Source organism: Amycolatopsis alba DSM 44262 (assembly GCF_000384215.1).
Taxonomy (GTDB): Bacteria; Actinomycetota; Actinomycetes; order Mycobacteriales; family Pseudonocardiaceae; genus Amycolatopsis; species Amycolatopsis alba.
The window spans coordinates 3,504,410-3,525,142 of record NZ_KB913032.1 but is presented as its reverse complement, the minus strand read 5'-3'; the positions used below and the strand labels follow the sequence as shown (position 1 = coordinate 3,525,142).

Here is a 20,733-nt window from a genome sequence, read left to right as displayed (position 1 = left end):
CGGCGGCGTCGCTCTTCAAGATCAGGCGATGTCGTTATCGCCCAGAGTGCGACGGATCGTTTCAGTCAACGTTGGCTGTGTTCGTAGCTTGAACCCGTATCCGTACGCTTCGTGTGTGATCTGTTGCGGAGGCGGTATCGAGGAATGTCATGGCAAGTAGCTGGGTGACGCTGGCAGCGGCCTTGATCGCGGCTGCTGCCGCGGTCTTCAATGTCATGGTGGCCAAGCGAGGCGCTAGTAACGTCGAGCTTCAGAAGTGGCGTCGGCAGCAGGTTGGAGAGCTTGGAGCGCGTGTCATAACGACAGTTCATGCGGTCGTCGACACATGGCAGGCGATAGCTTGCGGACGTGTGATCATGAACGAGGTATCCGGTGAGACTCGGGAACGTGCGCACGGCGAGGTCAGAGAACTGACAGTGAAGTTTTATGAATTGATGGACACGATCGACCTGGCGGTGGCGGAACTCGATATGCTCGCTGGTCGCGACGTTGTGTCCTACGGTTCCCATCTTCTTTCGGTGCTCGACGAGTGGCGGCAATTCGTGCGTCAGGACAGGGAACCCGAGGGGTCGAATAGAATGTGGAGTGAACGTGAGAATATGGCCCTGGAGATTCACGCTGCGCTCTTTGAACTAGTGAATGCCATGCGATTGGATCTCGGCATCGGGAGACGGCCGGCCTTCGCGGTCAGACCCGAATGTCGGGCCCAGGTCCGAGTTGATGAGTGACACGCGGCGCCGCTGCCCTTGGCCGCGGCGTGAGTGTCATGGAGGCTCCGCCGTGAGGAGGTTTGGTCATAGCCGACGGCCGGTGGTTGGGTCAGAGAGGTAGGTCCGCAACGGCCCAGCCGGAAGATCGCCCAGTCAGAGCAAAAGCCCCAGGTCCTAAGTGGACATCCACTGACCTGGGGCTTTCGCGTGAGAGCGGATGACGGGAATCGAACCCGCGTATTCAGCTTGGGAACCAGGGTGATCATGCTGGAAAGTGCCCCTGACCTGGGGATGGCGCTTGCTCGGGGTGGCCCTGATTGACCTTGGTTGACCCCTCTGAATGGCCCGTTAATGGCCCAACGCACCCCGCCCCCACCTGCGTCTTTGTGCCTGTTTGCTCCGCTTCCCTCGCCCCTGCCATCTCTAGCGCCGGGTCGGTCGTGTCAAGGCACGCTTTCCCGCCTTGATGCGGGCGGCACGGTGTTAGACGCTGAGCAGCGAGGGACACCCGGTGACCACTGCCACGCGGTCAGGTGGGTCGGGTGATCTGACGTCGTGCTCCCTGGGTCTCCGGTGGCGGCGGCGCGCTGTGCGGTGCTGCCTCGTCGGCGGGCTCGCCCGGCGGCGCCTGCCGGAGCGGAGCGGGAGGCCGGCGTCCGCCATGGGGCGAAGCCCGCCGTACGGGCGGTGACGTGCGCGCCGCCGGTGGCGGCGCCTTGATCCCATAGAGCCAAGTTCGGCAGATGACTTCAGATCAGGTCGCACTTCACGATTTGAGCAAGTCAAGGCAGCGATCGAAGTAGGCGTAACCCCCACATTGGATCGGCAAGGGATACTGAAAGGGTGAAGGTGATGCCCGTCTGGGCCTGGACTGTGCTTGGCCTGGGGCTTGGGCTGCTCGTGGGTGGGGCGTGGGTGCCGGATGGTACTTATGCGCAGTCAGTCATGGTCCAACTTGGCTCAGCCGCGTTGTTAGTTGCGCCCATCGTGCTTGCGGAGAAGGCGATCACGGAGGCGTTGCGCAAACGTGTCGACGACGACGCTGCCGTCCGGCGTGCAGAGGAGCTTGCTCGCCTGCACGACATGGTTCGGCACATTGGACTTTCTCTTAGTGCTCAGCCGTCAAGTACTCCCAGCGAGCTGGGAAGCATGCTCGCGTCCGATGGCTGGATATATCGCAGAGACTACGACGGCCATGCAATATGGGAAAAGGTTGACCGGAAGATCGCGGTGCCGATTGGTTCCACGCTCGTTTCGCGCGGAGTAATATTAGGCGTGATCCGCGACGCTGGCTGGTCGAATGATCGTTATATCGAGCTGTATCAATCTGTGACTGCTGGAGATGGTGTGCTCGGTGAAAAAAGAGAGGGACAGTCTTGAGTCAGCCTGAATCTTTCGAATCTGACCCTCGAACCTATTCTCAAATGCGGGATGATGAGTCGGTTCCTGTCGAGGTGAAAGATGTACGAATGGTCGACGAAGCCTTAACTTTGACCTCGCAAATCTTGCTTCGTCGAGGTTTTGAGGAGGCTGCTCAGGCAATGCTGAAGATTGCCAGAACTGAGGTTGAGTACTTTTACGATTACAACGAAGAGACCCGAAAGTTGTGGGTCGAGTATGAGCCTGAGCATGCGGCGGAGTTTGCGAAGCACGATGACACCATCTCGGATATCTTCAGAGAAGTAGTGCGGAGAAAAGAATTTGACCTCGCGTGGATTGAGTTTCGTGAGGCGTTTCCAGACATTTACTATGGCTGGAGGCAGCAGCTCGTCGAAGTTCTTCGAGGGCAAAGGCGGACTAATCAAGCTCGTGTAGTTCGAGAGCAGGCACCGCGCTGGTTCGAAGATGGCCTCTACTTTACAAACCCTGGCGAATTGCAAGTGTATCGTAAGCTGAAGAGTTTGCAAGAAGAATTCTTCCCTACTGGTGACACAATTGCCATCTTTCCGCTTCCGCGTGGACGAATTCCTGGGCATACGCGAGAACCGGATTTTGTTGTCACTTATAAGGGGCGTACGGGGGTCCTTGAGATCGATGGGCCGCATCACAATGTGCGTCGTTCGCACGACACTTCTAGTGATCACCTTTATCGCGATGCAGGGATCGCGTTTGTAGACCGAGTTAGCGTTGAGGCATTGAGTGACCCTGTAGAATTGGAGGAGGTGTTGAAACGTTTTCTGAAGAGAATTATGAATTCGAAGTAGTCGGTAGCCGTACAAGGCGCCTGCTATATCAGGCGCCTTGTGAAGCCTGTCTGCGTTAGGCGAGAGTAAGCGCGCGAAACTTCGTCAGGAACCTCCTGATGTATTGCGAAGCCGCGTTCGGCGTAGACGGTGATGCGCTGGGTATCGCCGACCAGCATGTTGATGACGCGGTCCACGTCGCCGATGCTCTCGATGTACTCGTCCAAAGGCAGCGGCCGCGAAGCGCAGATGACGTCGACCTCAGGCCAGAGCTTCTTGCAGGTCGCGTACGCGCGACGCTGCTGGTACGGCCGAGAGATGAGCACGACTGACCCGACCTCGATGCCGCGAGACTCCAGCAGTGCGCGAGTGAGCGTGATGTTGTCCCCGGTGTTCCGCGCCTCGGGCTCGACCAGGATGGCGTCATCGGGTACGCCCAGCTCAAGCGCATGTTCGCGGTAGTGGACTGCCTCGCCGCGCGGGAACCGCTCGACAGTCGTCGGCGCGTTGGCCCCGGTGAAGACGATGAGCGGGAACATTCCGGCCTGGAACAGTTCCGCGGTAAAGGTCGCGACCCCGAGATCATGGCTGCCGAGTCCGATTCCCACGTCGGCGGGCCGGAGTTCGTGGTGCATGTCGTGGTAGTCCCAGAGCATCTGGACGTCGGCGCGGAGCCCGTCCGGCAGGGTGGTCGAGCGCTCGGGCATGGGGTCTCCGGGATCAGTCGGGGATCTTGAAAGTGTAGGTCCAGGAGAAGCGGCTCGCGGCGTGTACGCCTCGCGCGAATTCGACCACGCGGCCGTCCTCGGTGTACGTGCGGCGTTGCAGGACCATGACGGGTTCACCTGCGGGAAGTTCGAGCTGTTCGGCCTCGTCGGGTGTCGGCATCCGCGCGTAGAAGGTCTCAGTCATGGTGTCTGGCTCAAGGCCTTGCAGGGTGAGGACCAGGAACCCGCCACCTCGTCCGGCCGGGCCGGGTGTCGGGTCGACGATGGGGGTGCCTTCGACATCGGCGGGGCGGTAGTAGCTGGCGAGTACGTGGGTGGGCTGGCCGGCGTCCTTGACCAGTCGTGCCCGCTCGTAGACCGGTGATCCGACGATGACACCGAGGGCGTCGGCGACTTCTCGGTCAGCTTCGATCTTGGCGACGGTCTGCGTCTGGTCGGTCGGCTTCCAGTCGCGGCCGGAGGCTTCGCGGTCGGCGACGAAGGCGACGGTGTCGCCGTACTTCCACTTGCTCTTCGCGTACCGGTCCTTGCCCAGGCGCTTCATGGGCGGGCGTGCGCGAACGACTGTCCCGCGTCGTCTGATCGGCGTGACCAGTCCTTCGGCTTCGAGGACCCCGACGGCCTTGCGAACGGTGTTGACGTTGACGTCGTACTCGTCGGCCAGCTCGTCTTGCTTGGGCAGCGTGGTGTCCGGGGCGTAGTCGCCCCGCTGGATCGCGTCTCGCAGGATCGCGGCCAGCTCTCGGTAGCCAGTGCCCACCTGGTCCTCCTTCGTCGGTCGATAACGCTAGCGGTATCACCCCATCATGGTCTACGGAGTCCGATAGAGATAGTTCTATTGACAACTCGTGCGGCGAAGCGCTTAATAGAACTACCTCTAACAAGGTGTAAGCCCGGTAGGGCTCCAGAGACGACAGGAGACAGACACATGGCGATCGCCAAGGGACACCGTTTCGAGATCGACTTTGATGCCGCGTTCCCGCTGGGGCTGGTGATGGTCGGGGAGGTCGCGCCGGACAACGAGTACCAGTCGCGGGAGGACAGGTCTGCTGGCCGACCTGTTCGTCAGCGGGTCGACGAAGTGACGGGCAAGCGTCAGTGGAAGGCGACGGTCACCGACCCAAGCGAGACCAACTCCAAGCGCGCGTCTTACGACGTCACGTTCCTGGCAGATGTGCAGCCGGTGCCGACCACGTCCGAGGTGCTGCCGGGTATGCGGCCGATCGAGCTGGAGGGCCTGACGGCTGAGCCGAAGGTGGCTGGCCAGGGCGAATTCAAGTACCAGTCCTACGTTTTCCGCGCGACCGGTTTCAAGGCTGCCGCATCGGGTGGCACATCCAAGTCGGGCCGTAACACTGCCGAGTCCACGCCCAAGGCGGCGTGATGACGGGCCGGGTGCCTGGCAGTCAGGGCGTGGCCGTGGTTCCACCGCACCTGGTCCAAGCCTGGGAAGAGGCGTACCGCCACTACAGCGCGATGGCGCAGCGGACCGCACATGACGGGGATGCCCTGGCGGCGCATGACATGGCCGTCGCTTCCTTTGCGGTGGCGTCGGCGTGGCGGGAGCTGGCAACGCAGGGCCAGTTGTCGTGGTGGGTGCTGGCGGCGGTGACGGCGGCTGTTGAGGGGTTCGAGGAGAACGCGCGGTCGTGGGAGATGCGCGCTTATAGCGAGGAGGGGCAGGGCCGTGGCGTTCAACGCGATGTGGAAGCCGGGGCGGCAGGCGGTCGCGGGGATGCAGGGCAATGGTTCGGCGAACCCCGCCCTGGTCATCTACCTGGACCCGGACAGCTTGGCGATCCTGCCACCGTCCGACCCGGCCGCGTGGCCGGAGTTCATCCGGCTCCTGCGCCAAATCCGCGACAGCGCGGACGAACTGGCCGTGTTCCTCGACAAGCACAAGGCGGTGCGTGATGACGACGCCGGGCCGGAATGAGCCGCAGACATTGGCGGACGCGCATCTGGTCGCCTCGGCTCATCGTCCGAAGCCTGGGTCGAATCTGACTACCTGGCTGAAGTTCCATCAGGCCAACGCACGCATGTACCGAGCGGTGTCCGATGTGGACCGAGGGCACCACCACGAACTCCGTTACTGGGTGGGCTATGAGGAGCGGAAGGCGGAGGAGGTGGCCGCGCAGATCCTGAAGAACAAGTCGGAAGCTAGCTGAGAACTGAATAGCTGCCGGGAAAACGTGCGTGGGGACGTGCGGCGTACAAGCACGTCTTCACGCGCTTCCCGTGTCTCGTAAGGCGCAGAACCGGTACCTGGCCTAGGAAACCTCGCCGGTCCTGCGCTGTCCACAACCTCTGGAAGTGAACAATGACAACGCTAAACGATGGCAACAAGCGACCGCTAGACGGGGTCACCCGAACGCGCTGCACAGTCTGTAAACGGTTCGCCAAGCTCCTGCCCGGCGAGACGGAATGTGCACCCTGCCGGGGAATGCTGCCGTTGGACCTGACCGGCGGTGGTCGCCGATGAACGCGAATGGGATTGGTGTCCTCCTCTTCGGTGGCGGGGTACTGGGTGTGGTGGTGTGGCTGCTGCACAAGCTCGGCCGCGCGCTCGCCACGATCGCGGAAGTCCTGGCTGCGGCTGCGGTGGTCTTCGTCGCTCTGTGGTCGGCCGTGAAGTTGTTGGTGTGGCTGGGAAAGCAAGTCTTCACGTACTGGCGGACCAGCCTCGGTGTCCTGGCCGTGGTGGCCTGGTGGCAGTGGCGTGGCTGGCCGTCGCTCGCGATCACGGCGGGTTCGGTCAGCGTGGTGCTGGTGGTGTGGCGGCTGATCGACGTGGTGTCGTTCGATCGGTGCTGTGGCCGGTTCCTGCGGACGTGGTGGCTGCGGTGGTTCACCTACACCCGGAAACTGCCGGGCTGGCTGCACGCCTGCGGCCTGTCCATCTCCGACGGCACCGTGCCCGTGGAAGTGACCGTCAACCTCGTCGGCCGTCGCCGGAAGGCAGTCTCTCGTACTGCGGGCGGTGCGGCGGTGCAGGTGCCGAAGGTGCTGGGCGTGAAGTCGGGGCCGTCGTGGGATGAGGTCCGTGTCCGGCTCGTGCCGGGTCAGAAGCCGGAGGACTTCGACGACGCCGCCCGCGCCTTGGCCGTGGCTCGCAAGGTCACGCGGTGCCAGGTGCGGGAGCTGGAACCCAACGTCGTCTCGCTCGACTTCCAGCGCCGGGACCTCCTCCAAGCTCCTGTGGACTGCGCGGAGCTGGCGACCGTCGACGGCGTGGATCTGCGGCGGGTGTTTGCCGGACGGACCGAGTACGGGAAGGACTGGCGGCTGCCGCTGACCGGTCCGGGAGCGCACATGCTCGTCGCCGGTGCCACCGGGGCCGGGAAGAACTCGGTCATGTGGTCCCCGCTCGTGTCGGCCGCCTCGGCGATCCGGGCCGGAACGGTACGCGTCTCCGGGATCGACCCGAAGGGGATGGAACTCGCCTACGGGCGCGGGATCTTTGCCCGCTACGGCGTTGCGGGCAAGGAAGCGATCGAGGTCCTGGACGACCTGCTCGACGGGCTCGAGTCCCGCAAGCGCGAGTTCGCCGGGCGCACCCGTGAGGTTCCGATCTCCACGGAGAACCCGTTGGAGGTGCTGGAGTTCGACGAGATCGGCGCGCTGACCAAGTACACCGACCGCAAGACCCGCGAAGCCATCGTCGAACGGGTCGCCATCCTGACCACCCAGGGCCGGGCGCTCGGCTACACGGTGCGCGGGTATGTGCAGGAGCCGACGAAGGACACCGTTCCCGTACGTGAGCTGTTCCCCCGGCGGGTCTGTCTGCGGGTCACCTCGAAGACGCACGTCGGGATGGTCCTCGGTGACGGCGCGTACGAACGCGGGGCGTGGGCGAACCGGATCGAAGAGTCGACTGCGGGCGTCGGCTACATCTGGGGCGACGGCATCCGCGAACCGCTGCGGGTCCGTGCTGGCTGGGTGCCAGACGAGACGGTCAAGGCGCTGGAGACCTACGTAACCAACGGCGGCGCCCACGTCGTCGACCTGGCCACCCGTCGTGGGCCCGAGGGGGTGGCGGCGTGAACCGCGTTCTGGTGTTCCTCGATGCGATCCGCGACCACCTCGACTCTTACGCCTTTCCGCCGGTTGTGTCCGTGCGAGTTGGTATTGGCTCGGAGCCGGTGTCTGTCCAGCTCGATACCGACCGTCTAACGGATGTGGCGCGGAGCCTGGTCGTCTGGGCGGATTCGCTGGAGAACGTGACTGCGTCGATCTGGCGGGTGCCTCACGGCGGCAGTGTGCATCTGGAAGTGCAGGGCCGGACTCCCTGTGGCATCCCGGTTGTGGTCTACGGCGGTGTCCAGTTCGACGAAGCGACTTTCCCGGACCTGCCTGCGGGGATGCGACAGGACATGCCGGTGTTCGTGCTGCGGCAGTGGAGCACGCCTGGGGAGGTGGCAGCGTGACGAGCACCAAGGAAGCCGCGGTGACCCCGCCGGCCAAAACCCGGGCCGCCCGGATGCGCGAACCCCTTGCGTCGGACGTGGTGAAGGCGACCGCTGAGAAGCACGGCGTGTGTGTTCGGCCGTTCACGATGGAGGTCGGGGACACCGAGACCGGCGAACTCCGCTACGTCCCCGTTCCCTGCGGCTCGACGGTCGAATCGGTCTGCCTGCCGTGCGCTCGGAAGGCGAAGGCCCTGCGACAGGTCCAGTGCCGTGAAGGCTGGCACATGACCGAGGAGCCCGACTTCACCTCAGAGTCGCCGACTGAGGCACAGACGGAGCTGCTGGCGTTCCGGGCTGACCTCGTCGCCGCTTACCGGCAAGAGACGGACCAGGCGGAGGCTGACGAGCTGCGGGAAGAGATCCAGAGTGTCGATGAGGAACTTCGGCAACTCGGGATGCGCGGCCGTCTCCCGTCGATCGACCTGCCCACCAAGAAGGCGGTGAAGCGGTCGACGAAACGGCGGCAGGACGCGCCGAATCTCCCTCGGCGCAAGGTCGCGAAGACCACCGTGGGCCGGGAGTACGCGGGAAGGTTCCGGCCGTCGATGTTCGTCACGCTCACCTGCGACACCTACGGCCCGGTCCGGTCGGATGGCGCCCCATTCGATCAGTCGACGTATGACTATCGGCGGGCGGCTCGGGACGCGGTCCACTTCTCCGCGCTGGTGGACCGGTGGTGGCAGAACCTCCGGCGGGTCGTGGGCTGGGACGCGCAGTACTTCGCCACCGTTGAGCCTCAACGGCGGGCGGCTCCGCACCTGCACGCGGCTATCCGGGGATCGGTGCCGCACGACGTGATCCGGCAAGTCACCGAAGCGACCTATCACCAGGTCTGGTGGCCCAACCACGACCAGGTCGTCTACGTCGACCGGATGCCGCTCTGGGACGGCGACCGCCGGGTGTTCGTCGACCCGGACACCCGCGAACCACTGACCGACTGGGACGACGCGATAGAAGCCGTGGAAGACCCGGCGCACGTAGTCACCTTCGGCCGTCAGGTGCACTCCAAGGGCATCCTCGGCGGCTCGGAGGAGGCCGGACGGCACATCGGCTACCTGACCAAGTACCTCACCAAGTCCACGGGTGAGGTGGTCGAAGCCGACACCGTCAGGCAGAGGGATCACCACGACCGGTTGCACGCGGAACTGTCGGTGACACCCTGCTCGCCTCGGTGCGCCGTGTGGCTGCTGTACGGCATCAATCCCAAGGGCGCCAACGGAAAGACGACACCAGGGCACTGCAAGGGGAGGGCGCATCGGCGGACCACGCTCGGCCTGCCCGGTCGCCGCGTGCTGGTGTCCCGCAAGTGGTCGGGGAAGACGCTCGTCGACCACAAGGCCGACCGCAAAGCGTTCGTCCTGGAAGCGCTGGCGGCGGTCGGGATCGAGAAACCTGCACCGGCCCCGGCTCGGCTGATCTGGCGCAAGGTCGACTCCGGCGACCCCTCCGTGCCACCTCGGGACCACCTGGTGATGCACGCGATCTCGGAACGGATCACGTGGAAAGCCGAGTACGACAAGGCATTGCTCGCCGCGCAGAGTCCGCCGGATCTTTCGGCAACTCCGCTGGCGGCTTAGGAACTGGGGAGGCGAACGTGGGAAAGAACTACCTGACAGTCGAAGAAGCAGCCGAGTACCTGAACACGCGCGTCCGGTTCGTGCGGCGGCTCATCGCGGAGCGGCGCGTGGCGTTCCACAAGGTCGGCGTACACGTGCGGTTCGCGATCGCTGACCTTGAGGAGTTCATCCAGGCCGGTCGGGTCGAGCCGATCACGCGGGCTTCGGTGATCCGGGACCTCGGAAGGGTGGCCTGACATGGCGAACAAGCGAGGGCACCGGGGTTTCGGCAACGTCCGGCAACGTGCATCGGGAAAGTGGCAGGCGCGTTATCCGGGGCCGGACGGCCAGATGCGGAACGCTCCCAGCATGTTCGCCAGCAAGCGCGCGGCCGAACAGTGGTTGTCGGTGACCGAAACGCAGATCATCAAAGGCGAGTGGATCGACCCCGAGCGAGCGAAAGTCACGCTTGGAAGCTACGCAGACCAGTGGATTACACAGCGGCCTGGGCTGCGTCCGCGCACGGTCGAGTTGTACCGGTGGCTTCTGAGGAAGCACATCGAAGCGGATCTTGGCGGCGTCGAACTGGGCAAGTTGTCGACGGCGATCGTTCGGCAATGGCGCGCGGATCGGCTGGCGGCCGGAGTGTCGGAGTCGGTCACGGCCAAGGCGTACAGGCTGCTCCGGGCGGTCCTCACTACGGCGGTCGACGAAGACAAGATCTTGCAGCGCAACCCCTGCCGGGTGCGGGGTGCCGACAGGGAGAACCCGGCGGAGCGGCCGATCCTGACCGTTCCACAGGTATTCGATCTGGCTGGGCGGATGCCGGAGCGGTTCCGGGCGCTCGTGCTGTTGGCCGCGTTCGCGTCGCTCCGTTGGGGTGAGGTGTCGGCGCTGCGGCGGTGCGACGTCGCGGAGGATGGGAGCTGGGTCCGGATCTCGCGAGCGCTGGTCGAGGTTCCGGGGCGGGGGCTGATCGTCGGTCCACCGAAGTCGCGGGCAGGAGTGCGGACGCTGATCGTTCCGGCGGCGATCCGGCGGGACGTCGTGAAGCACCTCGACGCGTTCGTGAAGCCGGATCACGATGCGTTCCTGTTCACCGGTGAGCGTGCAGGTAACCCGGTGCGTCGGCCGAACTTCAGTCAGCGGACCAAGTGGACGGAGGTCGTGACGAAGATGGGGCTCAAGGGTCTGCACTTCCATGACCTCCGGCACGCGGGGAACATCTGGGCGTCGAAGGCGGGCACGTCGACCAAGGACCTCATGGCGCGGATGGGGCATGACGACATGCGGGCGGCGCTCATCTATCAGCGGGCGACCAGCGACGCTGACGAACGGATCGCCGACAGGCTGTCGAAGCTCGTCGACAAGCACCGTACTGGCGGCACGGACGACGATGACGACGGCCTGAGCGGTCAGCCGGTTCCGGTCGGCTAATGGCCCATTAATGGCCCAGCTCGGAGAATGATCTACCAAAGCGAAAGCCCCAGGTCCTAAGTGGACATCCACTGACCTGGGGCTTTCACGTGAGAGCGGATGACGGGAATCGAACCCGCGTATTCAGCTTGGGAAGCTGATGTTCTACCATTGAACTACATCCGCAGTGCTCGGCCAGCATACATGGTCCGGATCTCCCCTTGCCAAGACCCACCCCACCTTGACGTCGCCGCCGAAAGTGACAACACTTGTTGTCTACCTCGGAGGTGATCCGGATGGGCGAGCGGCTGCCTGACCCCGAACTGTTCCGGCAAGGCGGGTTCCGGGTCGCGTCGAGGCTGTTCATCGAGGGTGACATCAGGGGCGACGAGCGTCAGGTGGCCAGGCTGCGGAAGTTCGCGCAGCGGGAGGACCCGGCGGCGGACGTGCTGGTGCCGCTGCTGAGAAAAGGCGCCCAAGGACAGTTCGATCAGGCGCTGCGGCAAGGCATCGAGAGTGTCGAGAGTCCGCCGGAGGAGCTGGAAGCGTTCTTTCGCAACGTCGAGGCGACGCCGTATTGGGTCGATCCGGACCGCCTCGACCGTGGTGCGCGCGCGATCACGCGCGCCGGGTTGCTCGGGCTTTTTCCGCTTGGCGACGTTTCGCTGATGGGCGGCTATCTCGCGTCGCGCGCGACGAAGTCGCTCGTCGGGACCGGCGAGATCGAGTACAAGGCGTCGCGGCGCCTTGTCGAGACGGCGACCTGGTGGATCCACGTGACCACGCCGGGCGCGCTGGTGCTCGGCGGGCGTGGGTACGAGTCCGCGTTGCGGGTGCGGGTGGTGCACGCCCACGTGCGCGCGGCCATGAATCGCCGCAAGGACTGGGATTACGCCGCTTGGGACAAACCGGTCAACCAGGTCCAGACCGCGGGCACGCTCCTGCTCTTCTCCCTCGTCTACGTCTTCGGCACGCAGCTGCTCGGGCTCCGCTACAGCCCCCGCGAGCGCGCCGACATCCTGCACCTTTGGCGTTATGTCGGCTGGCTGATGGGCGTCGACGAGGAACTCCTGCCCGCCGACGAGGAAGACGCTTGGCGCCTGCTGTGGCTGCTCGCCACCACCGAGTTCATCCCCGACGACGACTCCAAGCGGCTCGCCGCGGCGCTCATGAAGTCCCACGCGGGGATCGGCGAGGGCCGGGGCTCGCTCGGCAAGGTCCTCGCGCACGTGTCTGTCGCGGGGCACGGGGCGATCAGCAGGCTGCTGCTCGGCAAGACCAACGCCGACTTCCTGGAGCTGCCCGACGATCCGATCGCGCAGGCGGCCGTGCTCGCGGTGGCGGGAGTCAACTTCGCCGCCGAGACGGTGCGGCGGGTGGTGCCGGGCGCGACGGCGCTCCAGGAGCTGATCGGGGCCGCCGGACGACGTCACTATCTCCGGCAGGCAGCCAAGGTGTTCCGGCCCGACACCACCTACGGCAGGCACATGAAGGCCGCTTGACTACGCTGAGCGCGTGCTCCTCAGCGACCGTGACCTCCGTAAAGAGCTCGACGCCGGCCGTCTCGGCGTCGACCCGTTCGACCCGACGATGGTCCAGCCGTCGAGCATCGACGTGCGACTCGACCGCTTCTTCCGCGTGTTCGACAACAGCAAGTACACGCATATCGACCCGCAGCTCCAGCAGGACGAGCTGACGTCACTGGTCGAGAAGGAGGGCGAAGACCCCTTCGTCCTCCACCCTGGCGAGTTCGTGCTGGGTTCGACCTACGAGACCGTCACGCTCGCCGACGACCTCGCCGGCCGTCTGGAGGGCAAGTCCTCCCTCGGCCGCCTCGGCCTGCTCACCCACTCCACCGCGGGCTTCATCGACCCCGGCTTCTCCGGCCACATCACCCTCGAACTGTCGAACGTGGCCAACCTGCCGATCACGCTCTGGCCGGGGATGAAGATCGGCCAGCTCTGCATCTTCCGCCTGTCCAGCGCGGCGGAGTTCCCGTACGGCTCGAACGAGGCCGGTTCGCGTTACCAGGGGCAGCGGGGACCGACCCCGAGCCGCGCGTACAAGAACTTCCACCGCGTCGACACCTGGCGGTAGCGCGTCAGCTCACCGGGGCTTCCCAGTCGATCCGATGCCGCCACATGAAGGCGTTCGGGTCCTCCGACGGCGGGTTCTTGAACGCCCGCGCGATGAAGAAGTCCCGGATCACCCGTCCGACGGGGCCGACCGCCTTCGCGTCGCCGTTGCGTTTACCGCGTTCGACGACGGCCTCGACGCGCTCGCGTCGCAGGCCTTCGTAGACGGCGAGGGCTTTCGCGATCGAGGGCACGTCACGCAGGCATCGCGCCAGCGTGACGGCGTCCTCGATGGCCATCGCGGCGCCTTGGCCCGCCGCCGGTGAGGTCGCGTGGGCGGCGTCGCCGATGATGACCATCCGGTCCGTCCGCCAGGTCGGCACGCTCGGGAAGTCGTACGTCGCCCACGGCCGGTAGACCTTCCGCGTCGCGCGCACGATCTCGACGGCCGGAGTGCGGTCCGACGCCAGCTGCCGGATCAGGTCCTCGCTGGTCATCGTGGCGAGCTCCGCTTGCGACGGATCATGCTTCCGGGGCACGTTCGCGAACCACCAGACGCCGCCGTCCGGGTGGACGACGTGCGCGAAGAACAGCCGTTTGCCGAAGGTCATGTGCATGACGCCGGGCTCGTCGTCCAGTCGCAGGCCTTCGGCCAGCCCGCCGGTGTTCAGCAGGGGCACGTAGCGCGGCGACGGCGCCCGCGGGTCGATGATCTCCCGCACCCGCGACCGGAGCCCGTCTGCACCGATCAGCAGGTCGCCTTCGGACGACGAGCCGTCCTCGAACGTCGCGCGCACACTGTCGCCAGACTCGCGCGCGTCGGCCAGACGTTTGCCGTAGCGGACCTCGATGCCCCGTCTGACGGCTTCGTCGCGAAGGGCGACGTACAGGTCGGAGCGCAGGACGGTCTGGCTCACGGTGCCGTCCTCCAGCTGCCCGCCGAGTGCGAAGTCCGCCAGTTCGCGCCCGTTCCCCAGGTACATCTTCATCCGCGGCGTGTCGAACCCCAGGTCTTTGACCAGGCTTTTCAGTCCCAGCGGTGCCAGCGCGTCGAGGCCGTTCACCGCGAGGGTCAGGAACGCGCCGACCCCTTCGGCGGTCCGGTCGTGCGCCTCGTGGATCACCGGCTCGTGGCCCGTCTCGTGCAGTGCGATCGCCGTGATCGTGCCCGCGATACCCCCGCCGGCGATCAGGATCTTCCCCATGTCGTTCACCCTATCGAATCTCTTAGAAACTAATTCGTTCTATCGAACTAAAGACTCCGCTAGGCTGGCCGACGTGTCAAGCGAGCGGGCGGAACTGGTCGAGCGCATCCTCGGTGGATCGCGGGCGCTGTCGACGGAGACGGTCATGTTCCACTCGGCGATCGCCGAGCAGGGCGGCCTCTCGGCTGTCGAGAGCAAGGTGGCGGACTACCTCGCCCGCTTCGGTCCTCAGACGCCGAAGGCGCTCTCGCAGCTCTCAGGGCTCGCGCCGGCGTCGATCACCGCGCTCATCGACAGGCTTGTGGGCAAGGGGATCGTCGCGCGGAAACCGCATCCCGAGGACAGGCGGAAGGTGCTCATCGAGATCGACGGAGCGATGGTGGCCGCCGCCGCGCCGATGTGGGATCACCTGGTGAAGCGGGTCCGAGAGGCCTGCGAGGGGTACACGGACAGTGAGCTTGAGACCGTTCTCCGGTTCCTGGCCGACGCGACCGCGATCACCCATGAGTCAACGAGTTTGATCACTCAAAGACAGAGCACCCACCGCAACCGCTGACCGGTATTACTACTTTCGGGGGTATTGCCGTAACCAGTTCGTGATAGTTTTCGGCCCCGTGTCCCCCAATAGAACAAGAAGCCGGTTACTGCTTGTCACACTCAGTGTTCTGCTGGGTGGGGTGATCGCGAGTGCGAGCTACCTGATGGTGACCGACCGGTTCCAGGGCACCGCGTTGAGCAACTTGTCGCTGAGCGTTCCCGACACCAAGGGCAGACCCGGCGACGCCCTCGCGAAGCCTCCCGCCTACTTCGGCCAGACGTCCGCCGCGGCCCCGGACGGCCCCGCACCCGGCTCGTCCGCTCCGACCTCGTCTTCGGCTGCTCCCACGTCTTCCTCCGCGCCACCCAGCTCGTCCTCCGCCCCGGCCGAGCCGCCCAAGCCTTCCGAGGCCCCCAAGCCCACCCCGAGCAAGGCCCAGGATCCGCCTCGCTCGCAGGACAGTTCGCTCGCCGGTCAGGTCATCGACCTCGTCAACGCCGAGCGTGCCGACGCGGGCTGCTCGCCGGTGAGCAACGAGTCGCACCTCGCCGCCGCGGCGCAGGGCCACAGTGACGACATGTCGGCCCGGAACTACTTCTCGCACACCACGCCGGAAGGCACCACGTTCGACCAGCGCATCCGCGCCGCAGGCTACGACAAGCCCGGCGCCGAGAACATCGCCAAGGGCCAGTCGAACGCCGCCAAGGTGATGGACGCCTGGATGAACTCCGAAGGTCACCGCGCGAACATCCTCAACTGCAAGCTGAAGAAGATCGGTGTCGGCGTCAACACCAAGGGCATGTACTGGACGCAGAACTTCGGCTACTGACCCTTCTCCCATCGTTCGGCGATCTCGCCGTAACGGGCCAGTACCGTCGCGCGCAGCTCGGGATCCGTACGCGGGACCGGTTCGATGAACACCTCGGTGACGTCGCCGAACTCCCGCGTCAGTTCGGCCGCCAGCCGGACGCAGGCGCGTTCGACGTCCGCCGCGCCCAGTGCGTCGTCGAAGTCGACGCGGGCGCAGACGAGCACCTGATCGGTGCCCATCAGCATGGTCTGGAGATCGACGACGGCCTCGATCTCGGGCGCGCCCCTCAGATGGTCACGCACCCCGCGCACCAGCCTCGGATCCGCCTGCCTGCCGATCAGCAGGCCGCGGTTGGTGCGCCCGAGCACGTAGGCGACCAGCGCCAGCAGTATCCCGATCGCGATCGACGCCGCACCGTCCCAGACGTGCGAGCCGGTGAGCTGATGCAGCCCGATCCCGGCGAACGCGAGCAGCAGGCCGATCAGCGCGGCCGAATCCTCGAACAGGACCGTCTTCGGCGCCGGATCGTCGATCAGCCGCAGATAGACCGAGATCTTCTGGCCCGCGTCGGCGGCGTCGCGCCGAACCTGCCGCACGGCCTGCAGCCACGAGACGGACTCGAGGACGAAAGCGATCGCGAGGACGACGTAGCCGACGATCGGATCGGTCTGCTCGGTCTCCTCCCCGAACACCGTCGAGAAGCCTTCGTAGAGCGCGAACATCGCGCCGGAGGCGAAGATCGACACGGCCGCGAGCAGCGACCAGAAGTACCGCTCCTTGCCGTAGCCGAAGGGGTGGACGCGGTCGGCGGGACGGTCCGAGCGTTTCAGCGCGGTCAGCAGGAGTACTTCGGTGATCGTGTCCGCCACCGAATGCGCGGCCTCCGAAAGCATCGCGCCGGAGCCGGTGATGATCCCGGCGATCAGTTTCAGCACGGCGATGGCGAGGTTGACCCCACCCGCCAGCACCACGGTCAGGGTGCTTTCGCCACCGGATTCTTCACTCACCTAGCGCAGCGTAGTGCGAGTAGGCCGATCTCACAGTCGACGCAAACCCTGCAGGACCCGTTCCATCAAGGCGAGTGCCGGATGACCGTCGAATTCAGCCTGCGTTTCATGAACGGTAACCAGACCGAGCTCGGCCATATCACCCAAAAGGACCTTTGCTACGCCGAGTGGAACGCTTAGTGACGCTGCCACTTCCGCGACAGAAGTCGGACGTCGGCACAGTGATCGGACCGAATGGAATTCGACACTGAACCCCGGCGCGCTCCATGGCGCGTCGCTCCGGACCGAGATCATCGCTTCGATGGCGAAGTTCCGCTTGGACTGCGTACGTCCGCCCGTGCGGACGTACGGGCGGACGCGCGTGCGTTGCGCTTCCCGGCGCGGCGGCCGCCTGGCCGCCGGAATGCTGGGAATGGTCGCTTCCTGAGCCATCCTGGCGAGTGCGGCTGCCGAAGGGAGACGGGCGGGCGGGCGCAGTGTCGACGATCCCGGCATCGCGAGGCGGTGTCCCTTGCCCGGACGGAGTTCGTGACGGTTGCCCATTGATTTCCTCGCCCCTTTTTTTCGACCTGCTGCAGCCTATCGCCAGGGTGTACCGCCGAACGGGTAATGGGAACGAAATTGCAGGCCGGGGATAAAACGAGAGGGAACATTCTCTCGCATTATGTGCGAGAGAATGTTCCCTCCGACCTTGAGGTTCTACTTGTCTTCCGCCGGAAGCGACGGTTCGGTGGCGGGCTCGTCCGCCTTCTCGTCGAGTTCAGCATCTGAGACGGCGTCCAAGGACGGCGCTCCCGCCGGGATCAGCTGCGGTTCCGGCTTGCGCTTGACGGAGTTCAGCAGCAGCTGCGCGACGTCGACGATTTCGACCTTCTCGCTCGCCTGCCCGTCGCTCTGACGCGCGGTGAGGCCGTCGTTGAGCATCACCTTGCAGAACGGGCAACCGGTCGCGATCTTCGACGGTGCGGTGCCGAGCGCCTCGTCCACGCGTTCGACGTTGATCCGCTTCCCGATCTTCTCTTCCATCCACATCCGCGCGCCGCCGGCGCCACAGCACATCGACCGGTCGCCGTGCCGCGGCATCTCCCGCAACGTCGCGCCGGTGGCGCCGACGAGCTCACGAGGAGCGTCGTAGACCTTGTTGTGGCGGCCCAGGTAGCACGGGTCGTGGTAGGTGACGTCCTCGGCGACCGGTGCCACCGGGGTCAGGTGCTTCTCCCGCACCAGGCGGTTGAGCAGCTGCGTGTGGTGCACGACGTCGAACTGGCCGCCCAGTTCCGGGTACTCGTTCGCGAGGGTGTTGAAGCAGTGGGCACAGGTGACGACCACCTTGCGCGCCTTGCGTTCGCGGCCCTCGAACACCGAGTTCAGGATCTCGACGTTCTGCTGCGCCAGCATCTGGAACAGGAACTCGTTGCCAGCGCGGCGGGCCGGGTCACCGGTGCAGGACTCCTCGGAGCCGAGCACGGTGTACTTGACGCCCGCGATGTGCAGCAATTCCGCGACGGCGCGCGTGGTCTTCTTCGCGCGGTCCTCGAACGCGCCGGCGCAGCCGACCCAGAAGAGGTACTCGGCGTCGCCGAGGTCGCCGTCGAACACCGGCACCTCGAAGTCCAGGTCCTCGGTCCAGGCGAGCCGGTCCTTGGCGTTCTGGCCCCACGGGTTGCCCTTGTTCTCCAGGTTCTTGAACATCCCGTTGAGCTCGCTGGGGAACGCGGACTCGATCATCACCTGGTAGCGGCGCATGTCGACGATGTGGTCGACGTGCTCGATGTCCACCGGGCACTGCTCGACGCACGCGCCGCAGGAGGTGCAGGACCACAGCACGTCGGGGTCGATGACGCCGCCGTCGTCGCCGATGAGCGCCTTCTGCGACTCCGCGATCGCGAGGACGTCGATGCCCGCGTACATGTTGTCGCCGGACAGACCGACCTCGTCACCGGCCATGTCGCGCTTACCGCCCGCGAGCAGGTACGGCGCCTTCGCGTAGGCGTGGTCGCGAAGCTGCGTGATGAGCAGCTTCGGCGAAAGCGGCTTGCCGGTGTTCCACGCGGGGCACTGCGACTGGCAACGGCCGCATTCGGTGCAGGTGGAGAAGTCCAGCCAGCCCTTCCAGCTGAAGTCCTCGATCTTGCCGACGCCGAAGGTGTCCTCGTCCGGGTCCGCTTCTTCGAGGTCGAGCACCTTGCCGTTGCTCATCATCGGCTTGAGCGCGCCGAGCGCGACGCCGCCGTCGGCCTCGCGCTTGAAGTAGATGTTGAAGAAGGCGCTGAACCGGTGCCAGGCGATGCCCATGGTCATCGTGCGCGCGACGACGATCAGCCAGATCGTGGCGCTCATCAGCTTGACGAAGGCGAACACCGTGACCAGGTCCGGGCTGGACGGCAGCAGCAGGCCGAGCGGATGCGAGACGAACGCGGCCCAGACCGGGGTGTCGTGGACGCCCAGCGCGGACTTCGCGGCGCGGACGCCGATGATGCCGATGCCCTCGATGAGCACGACGGCCTCGATGAAGTACGCCCACTTGAAGTTGGAGCCCTGGAAACGGGACTGCCGGTCCGCGCGGCGCGGGTGGTTCTTCTGGCGGATCCCCATCAGGATCAGGATGCCGACGATGGTGCCGACCCCGAGCAGCTCCATGAGCAGCTGGAACAGCGACCAGTCGTCGAGGATCGGCCAGCCCCACGTCGGGACGAAGACCTCGCCGTACGCCTCGAACAGGGCGAGCGACCCGAGCAGGAAGCCCCACATGACCAGCCAGTGCGCCGGGCCGACGCTCTTGACCTTGTTCATGCGGGTGTGCGCGGCGAATTCCTTGATCAGGGTCTTCATCCGCGGCACGAACGGGCCGTTGCGGGTCGAGTCCGGCTGACCGAGGCGGATCACCCGCACGAAGCGGGCGATGGTCGCGAAGAACATTCCCCAGGCGACGACGCCGAGCAGGACCGCGATCCCGCCGAGCGTCAGCTGTACAGCGCCCATCGTCGGGTGCCTTTCGTCCGAGTGAAGCTGTGGTGGTTCGGGCAGACTAATGCTTCTTACTGATGGGTAACCCACTGGCCGCGCCCAAGTCCCACCGATGTGGTGTACGCCTCTCTTTGTTTTAAGACGATCGTCCAGGTAGTTTTTGTGACATGGGTGCGTACCTTCTCCTCGCTTTCGCCATCGCCGCCGAGGTGACGGCCACGGTCTCGCTGAAGCTCTCCGAGGGCTTCTCCAAGGTCGGACCGTCGATCGTCGTGGTGGCCGGATACGCCTTCGCGTTCGTCGCGCTCGCGTACGTTCTGAAGGCGGGCGTGCCGGTGAGCGTCGCCTACGCGATCTGGGCCGCGGCCGGTGTCGCCCTGGTGGCGGCCGTCGGGATCGTGTTCTTCAAGGAACCGGTCAACTTCTCCGTGATCGCCGGGCTGGTACTGGTCGTCGGCGGGGTCGTGTTGATCGAGGCAGGGAGCGCGCACTAAGTGAAGATCCAGGTCGACGGCCGGAAGGCCAGGGGCGAGAAGCGGCGCGAGGAGATCATCGCGGCCGCGCTGCGGGTGATCGAACGGGACGGCGTCGCCGGTGTCACGCATCGGACGGTCGCCACCGAGGCCGGCGTGCCGACGGCTTCGACGACGTATCACTTCTCCAGCCTCGACGACCTGCTGATCGCCACCCTCATCTCGTGCGCGAGGGATATGGCGACCGAGGTCTACTGGATGATCGACCGCGCCCGTTCGCGCGGCAGCCGCGGCGCGGAAGAGGTCGCCGGGCTGCTCGCGGAGGCGCTGGGCCCGCGGCGCGGGCGGACGATGGCGGAGTACGAGCTGTATCTGCTGGCCGCGCGCAAACCCGAGCTGCGGCCCGCCGCTCGGCGCTGGCTGGACGTGCTGACCTCGATGGTCCGGCACGACGACGAGGTCGCGTTCCGGGTGTTCCTCGCCGGTATCGACGGCCTGCTGATCCAGGGCCTCATCGACGACGAGCCGCCGTCCGCGGACGAGCTGCGGCCGGTGGTGGACTATCTGCTGAAACCTCGTTGACCTGCTGGGTAAC

23 protein-coding genes and 1 tRNA gene are annotated in these 20,733 nt (G+C 65.6%); 17 read left to right on the top strand and 7 right to left on the bottom strand.

Annotated elements, in window-relative coordinates; all coding sequences use genetic code 11:
• The first annotated feature begins 149 nt into the window (after positions 1-149).
• The 3 genes from AMYAL_RS0116680 to AMYAL_RS49240 all read left to right on the top strand — a co-directional run bounded on the left by AMYAL_RS0116680 (position 150) and on the right by AMYAL_RS49240 (position 2,914).
• Positions 150-728 (top strand): hypothetical protein, encoded by a 579-nt coding sequence (locus AMYAL_RS0116680; protein ID WP_020632443.1) that lies wholly within the window; start codon positions 150-152, stop codon positions 726-728.
• Positions 729-1,553: 825 nt separating this feature from the next.
• Positions 1,554-2,090, top strand: coding sequence for a hypothetical protein (locus AMYAL_RS49245; RefSeq protein WP_143267704.1), 537 nt, complete (start codon positions 1,554-1,556; stop codon positions 2,088-2,090).
• A gap of 44 nt (positions 2,091-2,134) precedes the next feature.
• Positions 2,135-2,914, top strand: coding sequence for a hypothetical protein (locus tag AMYAL_RS49240; protein ID WP_143267703.1), 780 nt, complete (start codon positions 2,135-2,137; stop codon positions 2,912-2,914).
• 23 nt (positions 2,915-2,937) lie between these two features.
• On the opposite strand, the gene AMYAL_RS0116675 is transcribed toward AMYAL_RS49240, so the two are convergent.
• Both AMYAL_RS0116675 and AMYAL_RS0116670 read right to left on the bottom strand, forming a co-directional pair.
• Positions 2,938-3,600, bottom strand: a complete 663-nt coding sequence (locus AMYAL_RS0116675; protein ID WP_020632442.1) for a YdcF family protein — start codon at positions 3,598-3,600, stop codon at positions 2,938-2,940.
• A 13-nt stretch (positions 3,601-3,613) separates the two neighbouring features.
• Positions 3,614-4,381 carry a GntR family transcriptional regulator gene (locus AMYAL_RS0116670; RefSeq protein ID WP_020632441.1) on the bottom strand — a complete coding sequence of 256 codons (768 nt, stop codon included), beginning with the start codon at positions 4,379-4,381 and terminating at the stop codon, positions 3,614-3,616.
• A gap of 168 nt (positions 4,382-4,549) precedes the next feature.
• On the opposite strand from AMYAL_RS0116670, the gene AMYAL_RS0116665 reads away from it, so the two are divergent.
• From AMYAL_RS0116665 to AMYAL_RS0116630, 8 genes are all read left to right on the top strand, one after another.
• The gene (locus AMYAL_RS0116665) at positions 4,550-5,005 is read left to right on the top strand and encodes a hypothetical protein (RefSeq protein ID WP_020632440.1); all 456 of its coding nucleotides are present in this window, start codon (positions 4,550-4,552) and stop codon (positions 5,003-5,005) included.
• Between the two features lie 303 nt (positions 5,006-5,308).
• On the top strand, positions 5,309-5,557 hold the full coding sequence (locus tag AMYAL_RS0116660) for a hypothetical protein (RefSeq protein ID WP_020632439.1): 249 nt from the start codon (positions 5,309-5,311) through the stop codon (positions 5,555-5,557).
• Complete coding sequence (locus AMYAL_RS0116655) at positions 5,535-5,789, top strand: AMED_5909 family protein (RefSeq protein WP_039795529.1); 255 nt, start codon at positions 5,535-5,537, stop codon at positions 5,787-5,789. Before AMYAL_RS0116660 ends, AMYAL_RS0116655 begins: the two co-directional genes overlap by 23 nt.
• A gap of 310 nt (positions 5,790-6,099) precedes the next feature.
• Positions 6,100-7,665, top strand: coding sequence for an FtsK/SpoIIIE domain-containing protein (locus AMYAL_RS0116650; RefSeq protein WP_020632437.1), 1,566 nt, complete (start codon positions 6,100-6,102; stop codon positions 7,663-7,665).
• Positions 7,662-8,048 carry a hypothetical protein gene (locus AMYAL_RS0116645; RefSeq protein ID WP_020632436.1) on the top strand — a complete coding sequence of 129 codons (387 nt, stop codon included), beginning with the start codon at positions 7,662-7,664 and terminating at the stop codon, positions 8,046-8,048. Before AMYAL_RS0116650 ends, AMYAL_RS0116645 begins: the two co-directional genes overlap by 4 nt.
• Positions 8,049-8,101: 53 nt before the next feature.
• Positions 8,102-9,667 (top strand): replication initiator, encoded by a 1,566-nt coding sequence (locus AMYAL_RS0116640; RefSeq protein WP_039795524.1) that lies wholly within the window; start codon positions 8,102-8,104, stop codon positions 9,665-9,667.
• 17 nt (positions 9,668-9,684) lie between these two features.
• Positions 9,685-9,903, top strand: coding sequence for a helix-turn-helix domain-containing protein (locus tag AMYAL_RS0116635; RefSeq protein WP_020632434.1), 219 nt, complete (start codon positions 9,685-9,687; stop codon positions 9,901-9,903).
• 1 nt (position 9,904) lies between these two features.
• Complete coding sequence (locus AMYAL_RS0116630) at positions 9,905-11,083, top strand: tyrosine-type recombinase/integrase (protein ID WP_020632433.1); 1,179 nt, start codon at positions 9,905-9,907, stop codon at positions 11,081-11,083.
• Between the two features lie 94 nt (positions 11,084-11,177).
• Here the strand turns inward: AMYAL_RS0116630 and AMYAL_RS0116625 are convergent.
• Positions 11,178-11,248 (bottom strand) — tRNA-Gly (locus tag AMYAL_RS0116625).
• 110 nt (positions 11,249-11,358) lie between these two features.
• On the opposite strand from AMYAL_RS0116625, the gene AMYAL_RS0116620 reads away from it, so the two are divergent.
• Entirely contained in the window at positions 11,359-12,564 is a 1,206-nt protein-coding gene (locus tag AMYAL_RS0116620) for an oxygenase MpaB family protein (RefSeq protein WP_020632432.1), read from the top strand.
• Between the two features lie 13 nt (positions 12,565-12,577).
• The gene (gene dcd, locus AMYAL_RS0116615) at positions 12,578-13,159 is read left to right on the top strand and encodes a dCTP deaminase (protein ID WP_016338162.1); all 582 of its coding nucleotides are present in this window, start codon (positions 12,578-12,580) and stop codon (positions 13,157-13,159) included.
• Positions 13,160-13,163: 4 nt separating this feature from the next.
• Here the strand turns inward: dcd and AMYAL_RS0116610 are convergent, their stop codons facing one another.
• A complete protein-coding gene (locus tag AMYAL_RS0116610; protein ID WP_020632431.1) occupies positions 13,164-14,342 on the bottom strand; it encodes an FAD-dependent oxidoreductase in 1,179 nt (392 codons plus the stop codon).
• A gap of 73 nt (positions 14,343-14,415) precedes the next feature.
• Here AMYAL_RS0116610 and AMYAL_RS0116605 point away from each other — a divergent pair, with 73 nt between their 5' ends.
• The gene (locus tag AMYAL_RS0116605; RefSeq protein ID WP_020632430.1) at positions 14,416-14,898 is read left to right on the top strand and encodes a MarR family winged helix-turn-helix transcriptional regulator; all 483 of its coding nucleotides are present in this window, start codon (positions 14,416-14,418) and stop codon (positions 14,896-14,898) included.
• Positions 14,899-15,019: 121 nt separating this feature from the next.
• On the top strand, positions 15,020-15,709 hold the full coding sequence (locus tag AMYAL_RS0116600) for a CAP domain-containing protein (RefSeq protein WP_020632429.1): 690 nt from the start codon (positions 15,020-15,022) through the stop codon (positions 15,707-15,709).
• On the opposite strand, the gene AMYAL_RS0116595 is transcribed toward AMYAL_RS0116600, so the two are convergent.
• The 3 genes from AMYAL_RS0116595 to AMYAL_RS0116585 form a co-directional block, all read right to left on the bottom strand.
• Complete coding sequence (locus AMYAL_RS0116595) at positions 15,703-16,698, bottom strand: cation diffusion facilitator family transporter (protein ID WP_020632428.1); 996 nt, start codon at positions 16,696-16,698, stop codon at positions 15,703-15,705. The genes AMYAL_RS0116600 and AMYAL_RS0116595 overlap by 7 nt on opposite strands.
• Positions 16,699-16,728: 30 nt before the next feature.
• Positions 16,729-17,130 carry a DUF742 domain-containing protein gene (locus AMYAL_RS48435; RefSeq protein WP_245192930.1) on the bottom strand — a complete coding sequence of 134 codons (402 nt, stop codon included), beginning with the start codon at positions 17,128-17,130 and terminating at the stop codon, positions 16,729-16,731.
• 267 nt (positions 17,131-17,397) lie between these two features.
• Complete coding sequence (locus AMYAL_RS0116585; RefSeq protein ID WP_020632426.1) at positions 17,398-19,680, bottom strand: (Fe-S)-binding protein; 2,283 nt, start codon at positions 19,678-19,680, stop codon at positions 17,398-17,400.
• A gap of 152 nt (positions 19,681-19,832) precedes the next feature.
• Here AMYAL_RS0116585 and AMYAL_RS0116580 point away from each other — a divergent pair, with 152 nt between their 5' ends.
• Both AMYAL_RS0116580 and AMYAL_RS0116575 read left to right on the top strand, forming a co-directional pair.
• Positions 19,833-20,159 (top strand): DMT family transporter, encoded by a 327-nt coding sequence (locus tag AMYAL_RS0116580; protein ID WP_020632425.1) that lies wholly within the window; start codon positions 19,833-19,835, stop codon positions 20,157-20,159.
• Positions 20,160-20,720: a TetR/AcrR family transcriptional regulator gene (locus tag AMYAL_RS0116575; protein ID WP_020632424.1), complete on the top strand. Its 561-nt coding sequence runs from the start codon at positions 20,160-20,162 to the stop codon at positions 20,718-20,720.
• Positions 20,721-20,733 lie beyond the last annotated feature (13 nt).